Source organism: bacterium (genome assembly GCA_035528375.1).
Lineage (GTDB): Bacteria > RBG-13-66-14 > RBG-13-66-14 > RBG-13-66-14 > RBG-13-66-14 > RBG-13-66-14.
Map to the genome: position 1 here is coordinate 21,851 of DATKYS010000106.1, position 15,941 is coordinate 37,791.

Below are 15,941 nucleotides of genomic sequence, written 5' to 3' on the forward strand. Positions count from 1 at the left end.
ATTTCTAGGGCGACGGCGTCGGTTCCGGAGTGGGCCCGGGCTCCGGCTCCGGCGGAGGCGCCGGGGTGTTGTCCACGCTGAAGCTCGTCTCTGACGGCTCGCCCGTGTCGTTGTCGGCGGGGATGACACGCAGCTTGCCGCTGGCCGCAACGGCGCCGAGCTGACCCGGGGCGTCCCAAGTGACGGTGACGAGGCCGGTTATCCCGCCGAGACTCCCGGTGTAGCTCGCCGGCGTCCAGCCCGCTCCCGTGTCGTACTCCAGGTCGCAGTCCACCGGGTCGCCCTCGGGGTCCTTGGGCGTGACCGTTACCGCCACGGGGCCGGATATCGCGCCCGACGGAACGGACACCGCCGCCGTGGGCGGTTGATTGTTGTCCAGCGGGAATATACCCGTCTGACCCGAAGTCCCCTCGTCGTTGTCCGAGGGTGTGGCCCGGAGCATCGCCGCGTTCACGTCCACGCCGGGCGCGTCGGCATCGCTCCGCCAGGTCAGCTTGCCCTTGCCGGGCTTGATCCCGGTGGTCGCCTCGGTCACCGTTGCGGGCTTCCAGCTCGAACCGCCGTCCAGGCTGTACTCGACGATCAGGTTCACCGCGTCGCCCTCGCGGTCGGAGACGTTGTACCCGACGGACACCGCGCCGGTCTGCTCACCGGACGGCGTGTCCAGGTCCATGAGCGGCGGCTCCGAGTTGTCCAACCGGAAGGGACCCGTCTGGGCCGACTCGCCCGTGTCGTTGTCCGACGGGGTGATGCGGAAGTACGCCTTTTCGAGGTCCACGCGGTCCAGGTCGCCGGCCGAATTCCACGTGAGCTGCCCCCGGCCCGGCCGGACGCCCTCGGTCTGGCCGGTGACGTTCGCCGGTTTCCAGGTCGAACCGTCGGTGGAGAACTCTGCCTTCAGGCTGCACGGGTCGCCTTCCCGATCCTCGAGGTTGAAGGAAATCACCACCTCGGCGGTGAGCTCGCCGGTGACGGGGTTGAGCGATATCCGGGGCACGTCCGAATCGTCCACCTGGAACGCCGTGGTCTGGCCCGTCTCACCCGTGTCGTTGTCCGACGGGGTTATTCTGAACAGGTAGTTGCCGTCGAGCTGGTCCACGTCGCTCTTGGAGTTCCAGGTCAGTGAGCCGGAACCGGTCTTTACAGCTTCCACCGCGCCGCTCACCGTCGCGGCCTTCCATGTGGAGCCACCGTCCGCCGAGTACTCGGGAACCAGGCCGATAGGATCACCCTCCCGATCCGTCAAGTTGTAAGCAATCGTTACGTCGGCGGTCTGCTCGCCCGAGGGCGTTGTCAGTGTAATCGCGGGCACGTCCGAGTTGTCCACCTGGAAGTTGGCCGTGGCGTCCAGCTCGCCCACGTCGTTGTCACTGGGCGTCAGCCGGAACTGAACCTCGAACAGGTCCAGCATGTCCGTGTCGCTCTTCGAGTTCCAGGTGAGCGTCGAGTCGTAACCCGAAGATTGAATCGCCTCGGTCTGGCCCGTCACCGTAGCAGGCTCCCACGTGCCGCCCGAGTCGCGGCTGAACTCCGGTTTGATCGAGATCGGGTCGCCCTCGCGGTCCGATATCTGGTACGCAACCACGACGTCCGCCACCTGCTCCGTCGTGATGTCGGTGAGCACGATTTTCGGCGGTTCGTTGTTGTCCACCCGAAAGGCCGACGCCCCCGACAACAGCAGGAGAATGACGATCAACAACAATCTGGCCTTCATGGCATCCCCTTAAGAGGTGACAATAATTGCATGCCCGACGCTAACCGGCCGCCCCTGTCGGGGCCGGAGGGGCGGCCGTTTGGAATATAACACTGCGCTGCCCCCGGACCGCCGGTTACCTCACCGTGGCCGCTTCTCCCACGTCGTTATCCGACGGAGTGACGCGGAAAACGACGTCCTCGGCGTCCACGCCGAAGAGGTCCGTGAACGAATCCCACACCACGTCGCCGGAGTAAGCGGCACCGGTCAGTTTCTCCGTGGCGTTTTTCACTGTGGCGGCCCGCCAGGTGCTTCCCCCGTCAATGGAGAACTCGCAGAGAATGTCGAGCGGGTCGCCCTCGCGGTCGGAGAGGGTGTAGGGGATGATGATGTCGCCGAAGACCTCGGCCTCTACCGCGCCCAGGGCGACCGACGGCGGGTCGGAGTTGTCCACCTGGAAGTTGACCGTGGCGTCCAGCTCGCCCACGTCGTTGTCGGCGGGGGTGATGCGGAACTGCACCTGGAAGAGGTCGAGCTCGTCCACGTCGAGCGCCGAGTTCCAGACGATGGTCCCCGCGTACCCCGAGGACGCGATGGCGGTGGTCTGCCCGGTGACGGCGGCCGGTTTCCAGGTCGCTCCGCCGTCCGGGGAGTACTCGCAGGTCAGGCTTACGGGATCACCCTCGCGGTCGGCGATCTGATAGGCGATGGTGACGTCCTTGGTCTGCTCCGTGGTGATATCGGTGAGCTGGATACTCGGCGGATCGGAGTTGTCCACCTGGAAGGGCGCCGTCTGGTCGGGGGCGCCGGTGTCGTTGTCCGCCGGGGTCAGGCGGAAGACGACGGTGGTCGAGTCCAGGGTGTCCATGTTGGATTTGGAGTTCCACACAAGGCTGCCCGAGTAGGCGGTGGCCTGTATCTTGGTGATGGTGCCGATGACCACGGCCTCCTTCCAGGTCACGCCGCCGTCTATGGAGTACTCGGGCGTCAGGTTCACCGGATCGCCCTCGCGGTCCGAAATTTTATAGGCGATGGTGACGTCGGTCGTCTGTTCGGTGGTGATGTCGGTAAGGACGATGGAAGGCTCATCGGAGTTGTCCACCTGGAAGACGCCCGTGGAGATCGGCTCGCCTGTGTCGTTGTCCGAGGGCGTCAGACGGAACTGCACCTCGAAGAGGTCCAGCATGTCCGTGTCGGTCTTGGAATTCCACACCAGGGACGACGAATAGTCGAGCGACGCGATGGCCTCGGTGCGGCCCGTCACCGTCGCCGGCTCCCAGGTCTTGCCGCGATCGCGGCTGAACTCGGGTTTCAGGGAGATCGGGTCGCCCTCGCGGTCCGAAATTCTATAGGCGACGACGACATCGTTCGTCTGCTCGCCCTCGGGGGTCACCAGGGCGATGGTCGGCACGTCGGAGTTGTCCAGGCGGAAGGGTCCGGTCACCGACGGCTCGCCCACGTCGTTGTCCGCGGGGGTGAGGCGGATGGTGACCGTTTCCAGATCCACCAGGTCGGTGTCGTGCTTGGAGTTCCACTCCAGGCTGCCCGCGTAACCGGCGGGCTGGATGCCGGCGGGCTGGCCGATGTCGGCCAAGGCGGTGATGGTGGCCTCGCGCCAGGTCTTCCCGCCGTCGGAGGACCACTCGGGAACGAGGGTGACGGGGTCGCCCTCGCGGTCGGAAATCCGGTACTCCACCTTCACGTAGCCGTTCTGCTCCGCGGTTATCGGTGTCAAGGCCACCATCGGGGCGTCGGAGTTGTCCACCTGGAAGGTCGAGGTGACGTAGGGCTCGCCCGTGTCGTTGTCCGAGGGCGTCAGCCTGAACTGCACCTCGAACAGGTCGAGTTGGTCCGTATCGGACTTCGAGTTCCACACGAGGGATCCCGTGTAGCCGGACTGGGCGATGGCCTCCGTCTTCCCCGTCACCGTCGCCGGCTCCCACGTACCACCCGAGTCACGGCTGAACTCCGGTTTGATCGAGATCGGGTCGCCCTCGCGGTCGGAAATCTGATACGCGATGGTCACGTCCTTGACCTGCTCGCCCGAGGGAGTGGTAACGGTGACGGACGGCACGTCGGAGTTGTCCACCTGGAATGGGCCGATTTCGAAGGAGGTGCCCTCGTCGTTGTCGAAGGGGCGCAGACGGAAGTGGGTCTGGAAGTTGTCCACGCGGTCCATGTCCACCGCCGACTGCCAGGTGATGCGTCCCGCGTAGGCCGTCTGGGTGATGGCCTCCACGGCGCCGGTGACCATGGCCGGTTTCCAGGTCTTGCCGCCGTCGGGCGAGAATTCCGGAACGATGGACAGTGGGTCGCCCTCCACGTCGGCCAGGGTGTAGGAGACGACCACGTCGCCTGACTGCTCCTCGGTGATGGCCGCGATGGTCACGCTGGGCTCGGAGGAGTTGTCCACCTGGAAGGCCTTGTTCTGGCCGCTCTCGCCGACGTCGTTGTCCGATGGGGTGACGCGCAGGACGACCTGGCTGGAATCCACTCCGCGGATATCGGACACCGAATTCCAGACGAGGCTCCCCTCGTAGGGGGTGGGGCCGACGCGCTCGGTCATGCCGGTGACGGTGGCCGGCTTGAAGGTGGCGCCGCCGTCCAGCGAGTACTCCACCTTCAGGTTCACGTAGTCGTTCTCCCGGTCGTTGACGTTGTAAACCACTTCCACGTCGCCCGTCTGCTCGCGCTCGTAATCGGCGACGTTGACCTTGGGCACGTGGTTGTCGTCCACCTGGAAGGCGGGCGTGACGCCCGGCTGGCCCGTGTCGTTGTCCTCGGGGGTAATGCGGAAGACCACCTGAGTGGAGTCCAGGCCGTCCATGTCCGCCACCGATTCCCAGACGAGCTCTCCGGTGTAGGCGGCGATGGTGAGGCCCTTGGTGGTGGCCTCCTTCCATGTGGAGCCGCCGTCGGCGGAGTACTCGGGCAGGATGGCCGAAATGTCGCCCTCGTCGTCGAAGAGGGAGTAGTGGATGACGACGTCGCCCTCCTGTTCGCCCTGGACGGGGTCGAGCTTGGCGCTGGGGACGGCGTTGTTGTCGAGGTGGAAGGGTCCGATCCTGGACTCCTCGCCCGGGTCGTTGTCCGCCGGGGTCAGCCGGAAGACCAGGGTGTTCAAGTCGGCGCCCAGAAGGTCGGTCTTCGAGTTCCAGACCACGCGGCCCCGGTAGAGCTCCGGCGTCAGCTTCGTCAGTTGGCCCGTGGTGGTGGCGGGCTCCCAGTAGTTGCCGCCGTCCTGGGAGTACTCGGCCACCATGGAGAGCGTGTCGCCCTCCACGTCGGTCAGGGTGTAATCGAAGGCTATGTCGTCGGTCTGCTCGCCCTCGAGCACCGTGGCGATGGTGAGCGCGGGCTCGAAGCTGTTGTCCACCTGGAAGGCGCCGATGGAGCCGGTCGTGCCCTCGTCGTTGTCGAAGGGCCGGATGCGGAAGTGGATGTCGGTCTGGTCGGTGCCGCCCGTGTCGGAAGCCGAGTTCCACACGATGGTGCCCGCGTAGGCGGAGGATGAGATGCCCGTGGTCTGCCCGGTCACCGTCGCCGGCTTGTAGGTCGCACCAGCGTCGTCGGAGTACTCGCAGACGATGGACAGAGGGTCCCCCTCGCGGTCGGCGAGTTTGTAGCTGACGGGTATGTCGGAGGTCACCTCTTGGGTGATGGCGGTGAGCATGACCGACGGCGGCTCGGAGTTGTCCACCCAGAACGCGCCGGTCTGGGCGGTGTCGCCGATGTCGTTGTCGCTGACGGTGAGCCGGAAGACGATGTTCTTCTGGTCGCGGCCGTCGAAGTCTTTGATGGAGTTCCAGGTTATCTCGCCGCGGTACGCGTCGGGTCCTATCCCGGTGGTCTGACCGGTCACCGCGGCCGGCTTGAAGGTGACGCCGCCGTCGTCGGACCACTCGGCGTTAATCGCCAGCGTGTCGTGCTCGCGGTCGTCCAGGGAGTAGCTTATCGGGATGTCTCCTGTGGACTCCTCGATGATATTGTCCACCACGAGGCTCGCCGGGGCGTCGTTGTCCAGGCGGAAGGCCAGGGTGGTGGAGGGCGATTCGCTGACGTCGTTGTCCTGGGCGGTCAGGCGGAGCATCGTACCCGGGGAATCCACCTGGTCGGCGTCCGTGACCGAGAGCCAGGTGACGGTCAGGCTCGGCAGCGCCGAGTCGTAGCCGCGGACGAGGGACCTGTCCAGCGGCTCGATGGACTCCTTCGTCGTGGCCGGTTTCCAGGTGGAGCCGCCGTCCAGGGAATATTCGAGGACGATGTCGCAGATGTCGTCCTCGATGTCGTCTATGGAGAAGGTCAGCAGAACGTCTCCCGTCACCTCCTGGGTGATGTCCACCACCCGGGCCGACGGCGGGGCGTTGTTGTCCACCTGGAACGGGACGGTGTCGTCCTCCTCACCCTCGTCCAGATCGCTGGCGATGATGCGGAACTGGATGGCCGACTCGTCCAGCGCGGGCAGGTCCTTGTCGGAACGCCAGACCAGGACGCCCTTGGAGCCGTCCGGGGAAGAGGGGACGCCGGCGAGCTTGCCCTCCACCGTGGCCTCGTTCCAGGTCTGGCCGAAATCTTTGGAGAAATAACACACCAGGCTGCAGGAGTCGCCCTCCTCGTCCATAACCTCGAAGCTGATGTCCACGCCGCCGTACTGTTCGCCGGTGAGGTTCTCCACGTACATTGACGGCGGTTGGTTGTTGTCCAGGACGAAGGGGCCCAGGACTGTCCGCTCGCCGGAATCGCGGTCCGAGGGTGTAACGGAGAAGATGCACTTGTCCACGTTCAGGTTGGGCAGGTCGGCCATGGAATCCCACCACAGCTGGTCGGTGTAGTGGGCCTTGTCTATGTAGTCGGTGTTGCCCTCGATCCAGGCCTCGTGCCAGGTGGCGCCGCCGTCAATGGAGTACTCGGCCACGAAGGAAAGCTCGTCCGCCTCGTCGTCCTCCAGCCTGTAGTCTATGAATACGTCCTCGGTCTGCTCGCCTTCCAGAGGCTCGAAAACCACCCGGGGCGGGTTGTTGTTGTCCAGGTGGATGATGGAGGACTCGATGGCGCGCCCCAGACCCGTCTGATCCTTGGGCATGAGCTTGATCTTGATATCGGTGTCCTCTACATGGTCCAGGTCTTCACGGCTGTGCCAGGTGAGGGTACCGTTGTACTGGCTCTTGGACAATCCCTCCACCTGACCCGTGGTCGAGGCGTAGTGCCAGTAGAACCCCGAGTCGTCGGTGAACAGCACCTCGAGGTCCACCAGGTCGCTCTGGCGGTCCTCGATGTGGTAGTGAACCACGATGTCGCCGGTCTGTTCGCCCTCGATGGGGTCTATGGTGACATCGGGCACCTCGCCGTGACCGAAGAGGGTGACGTGGGAGGGGTTGTTCAGGAACATGGGCCAGGGCTGGTTCGCCACCCTGTACGACCCGCTCCCCATCTCGAGGCACTCGATCTTCCCGGCGAAGTTCGTGCCGTAGACTATCTCGGTGGCGCCGTTGCCGTCCAGGTCGCCTATGGCGGGGGTGCTCCGTATGGGGAAGCCCTGCATCCCGGTCCAGGGGAAGCCGGAAACCTCGATGCCGGTGGTCTCCCAGGCGTAGATGACGCCGTCCTCGGCGCCGACGACGATGTCTATGTAGCCGTTGCCGTCTATGTCGCCGATGCTGGTCGAGCCCTTTATCGGGGAGGGAGAGCCGCCGTCCACCGTGGTAGCCTCGAGAGGGAAGCCGGGCACCAGGCGCCCGTCGTCCTTGAAGGCGTACACCCGTCCGTCGCCCGAGGCGATGACCACCTCCACGCTGCCGTCGCCGTCCACGTCGGCGAAGGCGGGTGACGATTGGAAGATGCGGTACTCGGTGGTCACCGGCCAGCCCGACATGAGCGTCCCGTCGGGCCTCCAGGCGTAAACCTTGAAGTCGTAACTGCCGACGACGATTTCCAGGTATCCGTCGGAGTCCAAGTCGCCCAGGGCCGGCGAGCTCTTCACGGAGAAATCGGTGTGCTGGGGCCAGCCCTCAAGGACGGTTCCGTCGTGGTTGAGGGCGTGGACCAGGCCGTTGTCGTCGCCGATAAGAATCTCCAGCCTGCCGTCGTCGTCAATGTCGCCCACGGTGGGGGAGCTCTCGCTGGGGGCGCCCAGGTTGTAGGGGAAACCGGGAAGAGCGTAGCCGCGGTAGTCCCAGCCGTAGAGGTAGCCGTCCTGGCTGGCGATGAGGACATCCGCGTAGCCGTTGTCGTCCAGGTCCGCGATGACCGCGGAGCCGCGGACGGAACCCCCGGTGGTCTTGGGCCACCCCGGAACGCTGGTCCCCGAGTTTTCGACGGCGTACACCTTGCCGTCCTCGGAGCCGAAGACTATCTCGGGTCGGCTGTCCCCGTCTATGTCTCCCGCCGCCGGCGAACTGAAGACGGGTCCGCCGGTCTGGACGAACCAGGAGATGAGGAAGGAGCCGCCGCTCGAGCGGTAGGCATAAACACGGCCGCCACCGGAACCGATGACGACCTCGGGGCGCCCGTCGTTGTCAAGATCCACGAGGCAGGGGCTGGACTCGACGACCCGATTGGCCTCAATGTCGGCGTCGGCCCGCGCCACCCACTTCGAGGATACGCCCAGGGCCGACGTCGTCAGGAGGAAGGTCAGGATGACAACCGCGGAGATACGGAGCGACGACCTGTTGGTAAAGTTCATAGATTGCCCGGTCGTTGAGAGAATCGAACCCCTACCGCACCCCCCTCCCCGAAGCCGGATCGGTCGTGGGAGGCCCTGGGCGGAAATGACCTTGAAAATCCCCCGGGGACCGGAAACGCAACTTGGGGATATACTTGGGGTTAAGCTAACACACCGCCCGGTTTAAAGTCAACCGATGAAGCCCTTGCACCCGACCCGGCAAAGGGAACCGTGGGACTCGTGATACCGTACACCTTGTTCTACCCGCGTGGAGCGTGGTACACTTTTTTACCGGGGGCACGACTCCGTTTTCTCGGGCAACCAAAATCACGGAGCGGGGGGTACTTCTCACCGTCCACGGGGTGTTTTTACCCAATAAATTTAACCGGGACCGGCCCCGACAGGTAAAAAAACACGGACCGGTTCCTAAAAAATCAAGGCTAGGCGCCAACCCATGGGGCTTCTAAAAAAGGTCTTCGGCACGAAGTTCAGCCGCGACGTCAAACGCGTACTGCCCCTCGTGGACCGGATAAATGCCCACTTTGACGAACTCGTCAACCTGCAGGACAGCAATTTCCGCGCCTGCTTCGAGGAGGCCGACCCCGACGCCGAGCTGGTCGGGATAGCCCAAAACTTCACCGACCCCGAGCTGCGCCGCTGGATCGCCGCCCTCACCCGCTGGACCAGGGGATTGCAGCGACGGTTGCGGGAGGGGTGGAACGAGGCGAAGGAGAAGGGCACCCCGGAGAAGGAATACTGGGACGAGGCGCTGGACGACGACACCCTCGTCGAGGCCTACGCGGGCGTCAAGACGGCCTGCCACGTGCTGAAAAAATTCGGCGCGAGCTGGGACGTTGTGGGGCACGACACGGTATGGGACATGGTGCACTTCGATGTGCAGCTCATCGGCGCCATTTTCATGCACCGCAACGCCATCACCGAGATGGCCACCGGCGAGGGCAAGACCCTGGTGGCCACCATGCCCCTCTACCTGAACGCCCTCCCCGGCCGCGGGGCCCACCTGGTGACCGTCAACGACTACCTGGCGAAACGAGACGCGGCCTGGATGGGCGGCGTTTACAACACCCTCGGGCTCACCGTGGGCTGCATCCAGCACGACATGGAGCCGCAGGAACGCCGGGTGGCCTACGCCTGCGACATCACCTACGGCACCAACAACGAGTTCGGCTTCGACTACCTGCGCGACAACGGCACCGCCACTACCCCCGAGCAGCTCGTCCAGCGCGGCCACTACTTCGCCATCGTGGACGAGGTGGACTCGGTGCTAATAGATGAGGCGCGCACGCCCCTCATCATCTCCGGACCCGCCCCCGAGTCCACCCACCGCTTCGACAAGCTCAACCCCCTCGTCCGCGAGCTCTTCCGCAAGCAGCACACCCAGGTGACCAAGCTCCTGACCGAGGCCGACCAGTTGATGAAGGACGAGACCTCCGAATCCGACCGGCTTAGCGCCGAAAAGCTGCTGCTGGTCCGGCTGGGCTCCCCGAAGAACCGGCGCCTGTTGAAGATACTGGAGGACCCGACGATCCAGCGCCAGATCCAGGGGGTGGAGAACGAACTGATGGTCTCCAAGGGCCTCTCGGATTTCAAGGAGGAGCTCTTCTACTCCATCGAGGAGAAATCCTTCGCCACCGACCTCACCGAGAAGGGGCGTCAGGCCCTTTCCCCGGGCACCCCCGAACGCTTCACCATGCCCGACATAGACGCCCTCATGGAGGAGGTGGACGCCCTGGAGATGGACCCCGTGCAGAAGGAGGAGCACCGCAAAACGGTCATAGACGATGCCGCCCTGCGCACGGAGGAAATCCAGAACATCATCCAGCTCTGCAAGGCTTACACGCTCTACGAGCGCGACGTGGACTACGTCGTCAAGGACAACCGGGTGCTCATCGTGGACCAGTTCACCGGGCGGCTGATGCCGGGCCGGCGCTACTCCGAGGGGCTCCACCAGGCCCTGGAGGCCAAGGAGGGGGTGCAGATAGAGCGGGAGACCATAACCCTCGCCACCATCACCCTGCAGAACTACTTCCGGCTCTACGAAAAGCTCGCCGGGATGACCGGCACCGCCGAGACCGAGGCCCAGGAGTTCGGCGACATCTACAAGCTCGAGGTCAACGTCATCCCCACCAACGAGCCGGTCCGCCGGGTGGATTACGACGACCTCATCTACAAGAGCCGGCGGGAGAAGTACGCGGCGGTCATCGAGGAAATCGAAAAGATACGCGCGGCCGGCCGGCCGGTCCTGGTGGGCACCGTCTCGGTGGACGTCTCGGAGACCCTCTCCCGGCTGCTGAAACGGCAGAACATCCCCCACAGCGTCCTCAACGCCAAGCAACACCAGAGCGAGGCGGAGATTGTGCGCGAGGCGGGCCAGGCGGGTCGGGTGACCATCGCCACCAACATGGCGGGCCGCGGCACCGACATCAAGCTCGGGTCCGGCGTCGTCTGGTGCCTCTACCCCGAGGACCACCCCCTGGCCGGGAAGGGGCTCTGTTGCATAAGGTGCCGCCGCGAGACGGCCGATGGCGAGATTCACGCCTACGAATGCTCCACCTGCCCGAAAATTCTGGCCCAATGCGAAAGTGCAACGCAGAAGGCCCCTCCGGCCGCCTACAAGATGCCCTGCGGCCTGGTGGTGGACCCGGGGAATCCGCCGTCGGACGACTCCGCCCTGCGCAACTTCTCCAAGAACACCGAGCTCGTACCCTGCGGCCTGCACATCATCGGTACGGAACGCCACGACGCCCGCCGCATTGACCGGCAGCTCCGCGGCCGCTCCGGGCGCCAGGGCGATTCCGGCTCCTCCAGGTTCTACCTCTCCGTGGAGGACAACCTGATGCGCCTCTTCGGCTCGGAGCGCATCGCCACGGCCATGGAGCGCGCCGGGGTCGAGGAGGGTGAGCCCATCTTCCACCCGCTCATCACCAAGACCATCGGCACGGCCCAGAAGCGCGTCGAGGATTACCACTACGGCGTCCGCAAGCGCACCCTGGAGTACGACGACGTGGTCAACAAGCAGCGCGAGGTCATCTATGAGCTCCGGCGCCGCATCCTCGAGGGGCGCGAGCTCAAGGACCACATCCTCGGCCTGATGGAGGAGGCCGTCGAGGTCAAGCTGGACGAAATCGCCTCCGACGACCTCCCCGCCGACGACTGGGACCTGGACGGCCTGCGCGGCTGGTACATGACCACCTTCCCCGCCCTGTTGAAGCCCGAGGAGCTGGAGTCCACGGCCCGGGATAAAGGGCGAGAGGGGCTTTACGAGACCCTGCGCTTCGGAATCGAGAAGGCCTACGAGATGCGCGAGTCCGAGTACGAGCCGGACCAGATGCACCTGTTGGAACGCTTCGTGCTCCTGTCCCACCTGGACACCGCCTGGAAGGAGCACCTGAACTACCTGGACGCCCTGCGGGAGGGCATCGGCCTGCGCTCCTACGGTCAGCGCGACCCCCTCGTCGAGTACAAGAAGGAGGCCTTCGAGGCTTTCAGCGAGATGATGGACACGGTCAACGACGAGGTGGTCAACCGCTTCTTCCGTTACCGCCTCACCTCGCAGACCGCTGAGCGGGCCCGCCGGCGGCAGGAATCTTTCGCCAACACGCCGGAGCCGGGCGCCGGGCAGCAGCCCTCCTCGGGGAAGACATCGCGGAAGAGCAAGCTCGACGAGGAGGGGAAAAAGCTGGGCCGTAACGACCCCTGCCCCTGCGGCTCGGGGAAGAAGTACAAGAAGTGCTGCTGGGACAAGGACCACGGGCATTAAACGAGTGGGAACCCCGTTGAACGACGAGCCCGTCTTCCAGTTGGTGGATTTCGTCGCCAGCCCCACCCAGGAGCCGATCAACCTGAGCCTGTCGGCCGGCGGCCTCGCCACACTCACCCTGCTCCGGGGCGAGCGCCGGTCCCTCGTCCGGGCCGTCCTGACCGCCCGGCGCCACCGGGGGCGGATGCTCCTGCCCCCCGACGGTTGGGTGCCGGGCTCCGCGCCTCCCGTCACCCTCGTCGTCCGGAACACGCCGCCGCGGAACCGCGTCGCCGTCTGGCTCGGCGAACCGCCCTTCCCCTCCCTCACCCCCGCCGAGGCCCTGCTCCTGGCCGCACGCACGGGCGGGTCGAGACTCTACGATCCCCAACGGCTGCTCGCTCCGCTGGGCCTGTCGGAAGGCGACGGACCGTCTGGAAAGTTGAGCGGGCCGGACCGGGCCAAGCTGGGCCTGGCGACGGCCCTCGCCACCGAGCCGGTGGTGATTATCGCGGATAACCCCCTCGCCGGCCTGGACGCCGGTATGCGGGAGAAAATTTTCGACTCCCTTCGCGCGCTTCTCGGGCCGTCCTCGTGCCTGTACCTGGACGGCGACCGATGATCGGTGTCTGGTTCACCTACGGCGTCGTGGACGCCCTCCGGCGGCGGCGGCTCCTTCTGGCGTACCTGGTCGGGCTCGGCGCGCTCATCGTTTCCGGCCTGGCCCTGACGGGGCGCCTCATCGAGGCCCCCCTGGGCCAGCAGCTCGTCCTCCTCACCCGCAACCTCCAGTCGCTGGCCTACTTCCCCCTGAGCCTCGTCCTGGGGTTCTTCTTCGGCATGGACGCCGCCGGCGAGGCCACCGGAACGCCGTGGCTCTTCTTCGGCGCCACCCGGGCCTCGGGCCGCTTCACGTACCTCTTCGGGCGCCTCCTGGCCGCGCTGGTCCTGGCCCTCACCGCGCTCCTCTTCCTTTCACTGACGGCGGGGATCGTGCTCTGGGCCGCGACGGGCAGCTTTTACGCTTTAATCCTGGACGCGGTGCTCCTCCTTTTCCCCGGTCTTTTATTCATGACGTCGCTGGGCTACTTCCTCCGGCTGCACCTGTCGGTTCCAACCGCGACCGGCGTAGGGCTCGTCGTGGTCGGGGTCTCCTTCGGGCTCCCCCTTTTGTGGGATCCGCTCTACTACGCGCTGCCGGCGCTCTTGCCCCTTTTCGCCGACCACACCGCGATGGCCGATTTCCACGCCGTCACCCGCTACCCCTTCGAGCTGGTCCAGCTCGCCGGCTGGAGCGCGGCCCTCGTCCTGTTCGCCCACTTCCGCCTGGGGCGGCTCTGGTTCGACGACCCCTTCGGGGGGTAAGCCCTTGCCCCCGGTCCCCGCATCGGGTAGACTTACCACGCCATGAGTGAGCCCCTGGACAAGTTCGACGAGGTCTTCGGCGACCTCGACCATAGTTACTCGCACCGGGCCTACCGCTTCGTCCTGGCCGCGGTGGGTCACCTCGTCGGCCGGCTTTCCGAGCCGCGGCACATCACGGGGCAGGAGCTCCTCGTCGGGCTGGTTGACCTGGGCCGCAACCACTTCGGGCCGCTCGCCGGCGAGGTTTTTGCCGAGTGGGGGGTCAAGAAGCCGCTGGATTTCGGCAAGATTGTCTTCGAGCTCGTCCGGGTGGGCCTCTTGGGCAAGACCGCCGAGGACGACCTGCACGATTTCGAGAAATTCCCGGGATTCTCCCGCATCGGGAAGGACTACGACTGGCTCGGTGAGGTACCGCCCGAGGACGAGCGATGAACCGAACGTTTGTTCGGCGGGGGCGGCGGTCCGGACGGACCGCCTTTGCATTGCTTTACAGAAACCCGCTTTGCCGCTATAATCGCGAAAAAGTGAGGTGAGGATGGCCTCCCGGGTGCATCTGTTGTGCCTGACCGAGAGCCGCCGGAAAAGCTCCCTGACCCTCTTCGTCCCAATGCTGAGGACTGCCGGCCTGGCCGGCGTCATCGGCGAGGGCGACATCACCGCGATCAAGCTCCACGTGGGCGAGCCGGGCAATCTGGCCTACATCCGCCCCCCCTACGCGGAGGCGGTGGTGGACCTGGTTCGGGAGCTCGGGGGTAAGCCGTTCCTGACCGATTCGACTACACTCTACACCGGCCGGCGCCGCAACGGGCTGGACCTCATGCGCACGGCGGAGCGCCACGGTTTCGCCGGCGTGAACACCGGCGCGCCCTTCCTCCCGGCCGACGGCCTGAAAGGCGACGAGGCCGTAACGGTGCCGTCGCCCGTGGAGGGGAACCCGCCGGTGCACCTGGCCGCCGCCGTGGCCAAGGCCGACACCCTGGTCTGCCTGAGCCACTTCAAGGGCCACGAGTTGACCGGTTTCGGCGGGGCGCTCAAGAACCTGGGCATGGGTTGCTCCACCAAGGCGGGCAAGTTCTACCTGCACAACCAATCCAAGCCCTTCGTGGACGCAAAGCGCTGCACGGGTTGCGGCCGGTGCCTGGAGTGGTGCGCCTCCGAGGCGATAAGAATCGAAGACGGGACCGCCGCAATCCTGGAAACGAGCTGCACCGGCTGCGCCCACTGCCTCATGTCCTGCCCGGAAAACGCCATCCGCTTCAAGTGGGACCGGGCGCCGGCCGAGGTGCAGCGGCGCATCGCCGAGTACGCCGCCGCCCTGGTGAAAACCGTCAGGGGCAAGGTTTTCTTCGTCAACTTCGTCACCGACGTGAGCCCGGCCTGCGACTGCTACCCTTTCAACGGGCCGCCCCTGGTGGCCGACCTGGGCATCCTGGCCGGCACCGACCCGGTGGCCGTGGACGCCGCGAGCTGGCGATTGGTCAACGAGGCCCCCGCCCTACCCGGCTCGGCGGCCGAGGGCGCGGAACCTGGAGAGGACAAATTCCGTCATATATACCGGGACGTGGACGCGGGGGTCCAGCTAGTCGAGGCTCAGAGGCTGGGACTCGGCACGACGGCGTTCGAGCTCGTTCAGGAGGTCGGCCGTGGGTAATCTCCAGTACGGTGAACCGATGCCGCCCGCGAGGAAAAAGGCCGGGATCGCCTTCACCGGGCTGATTCTGGCCCTGGTGATAATCGTCGCCGGCGGGACCTTCCTCCTCACCCAGACCTGTGAAAAGGCCACCGAGGAGGCCGAGGACGCCCAGGAGGTCCTCGTGGAGGCCCCCGACGTGAACCCCGACGGGGAAAACACCCGCGAGCTCGTCTTCTACACCAGTGAAGGGGAGCTCGTCGTCATGCCGAGCGAGGTGGCCGAGGGTGAGGCGCCCGAAGAGCAGCCCCTGGAGCTCCCGCCCGAGCTGGTCAAAATCATGGAGGGCAACGGCCAGCACACCGTGGCGGGAAGCGGTTCTACCGATGGCAACGTGACCTACTCGGTCCAGGTGGGGGCCTTCGGCGAGGCGGAGAACGCCAGCAGCCTGGCGGATAAACTGGGCGCCGACGGGTATCGGGCCTACGTCGTCGAGCCCCTGGCCTCCGACGAAAAGCCGCTGTACCGCGTCCGGGTCGGGCCGTTCCACGACCCGGAGGAGGCCGCCGGGACCGCCGCCGAGCTGCAGGAGAAGTACGGGCTCTCCCCCTACATCCCCCATCAGCCGGCCCAGTGACGTCCTTCTCCGATTCACCCGTGGGTGGAAGATGACCGACCGGCACGCCAGCACCGACTGCCGCTGGTATCTGGGCGACCGGCCCTGCCGGTTCAAGCGCCTTTGCCCGGACTGCCCGCACCACGCCCCACGCGGCGCGGAGATTTTAATCATCAAGCTGGGCGCCCTGGGCGACGTCCTGCGCACCACCGCCCT

8 protein-coding genes are annotated in these 15,941 nt (G+C 65.8%); 6 read left to right on the forward strand and 2 right to left on the reverse strand.

The window, feature by feature from the left end; translation table 11 throughout:
- Positions 1-4 precede the first annotated feature (4 nt).
- Positions 5-1,714, reverse strand: a complete 1,710-nt coding sequence (locus tag VM054_08575; protein HUT99117.1) for a hypothetical protein — start codon at positions 1,712-1,714, stop codon at positions 5-7.
- A 115-nt stretch (positions 1,715-1,829) separates the two neighbouring features.
- Positions 1,830-8,375, reverse strand: a complete 6,546-nt coding sequence (locus tag VM054_08580) for an FG-GAP-like repeat-containing protein (protein HUT99118.1) — start codon at positions 8,373-8,375, stop codon at positions 1,830-1,832.
- Positions 8,376-8,808: 433 nt separating this feature from the next.
- On the opposite strand from VM054_08580, the gene secA reads away from it, so the two are divergent.
- The 6 genes from secA (at position 8,809) to VM054_08610 (ending at position 15,746) form a co-directional block, all read left to right on the forward strand.
- Complete coding sequence (secA, locus tag VM054_08585; GenBank protein ID HUT99119.1) at positions 8,809-12,135, forward strand: preprotein translocase subunit SecA; 3,327 nt, start codon at positions 8,809-8,811, stop codon at positions 12,133-12,135.
- 16 nt (positions 12,136-12,151) lie between these two features.
- Entirely contained in the window at positions 12,152-12,736 is a 585-nt protein-coding gene (locus VM054_08590; protein HUT99120.1) for a hypothetical protein, read from the forward strand.
- A complete protein-coding gene (locus VM054_08595) occupies positions 12,733-13,479 on the forward strand; it encodes a hypothetical protein (protein ID HUT99121.1) in 747 nt (248 codons plus the stop codon). The genes VM054_08590 and VM054_08595 overlap by 4 nt, the downstream gene beginning before the upstream one ends.
- A 42-nt stretch (positions 13,480-13,521) precedes the next feature.
- Positions 13,522-13,911, forward strand: a complete 390-nt coding sequence (locus VM054_08600; GenBank protein ID HUT99122.1) for a Minf_1886 family protein — start codon at positions 13,522-13,524, stop codon at positions 13,909-13,911.
- A gap of 103 nt (positions 13,912-14,014) precedes the next feature.
- Positions 14,015-15,130, forward strand: coding sequence for a DUF362 domain-containing protein (locus VM054_08605; protein HUT99123.1), 1,116 nt, complete (start codon positions 14,015-14,017; stop codon positions 15,128-15,130).
- Positions 15,123-15,746 (forward strand): SPOR domain-containing protein, encoded by a 624-nt coding sequence (locus VM054_08610; protein HUT99124.1) that lies wholly within the window; start codon positions 15,123-15,125, stop codon positions 15,744-15,746. The genes VM054_08605 and VM054_08610 overlap by 8 nt, the downstream gene beginning before the upstream one ends.
- Positions 15,747-15,941: the final 195 nt, after the last annotated feature.

Excerpts from the sequence above, each read along its gene's own strand:
- VM054_08600 (HUT99122.1), top strand. The coding sequence starts at position 13,522 with ATGAGTGAGCCCCTGGACAAGTTCGACGAGGTCTTCGGCGACCTCGAC.
- secA (HUT99119.1), top strand. The coding sequence starts at position 8,809 with ATGGGGCTTCTAAAAAAGGTCTTCGGCACGAAGTTCAGCCGCGACGTC.
- VM054_08595 (HUT99121.1), top strand. The coding sequence starts at position 12,733 with ATGATCGGTGTCTGGTTCACCTACGGCGTCGTGGACGCCCTCCGGCGG.
- VM054_08605 (HUT99123.1), top strand. The coding sequence starts at position 14,015 with ATGGCCTCCCGGGTGCATCTGTTGTGCCTGACCGAGAGCCGCCGGAAA.
- VM054_08575 (HUT99117.1), bottom strand. The coding sequence starts at position 1,714 with ATGAAGGCCAGATTGTTGTTGATCGTCATTCTCCTGCTGTTGTCGGGG.
- VM054_08580 (HUT99118.1), bottom strand. The coding sequence starts at position 8,375 with ATGAACTTTACCAACAGGTCGTCGCTCCGTATCTCCGCGGTTGTCATC.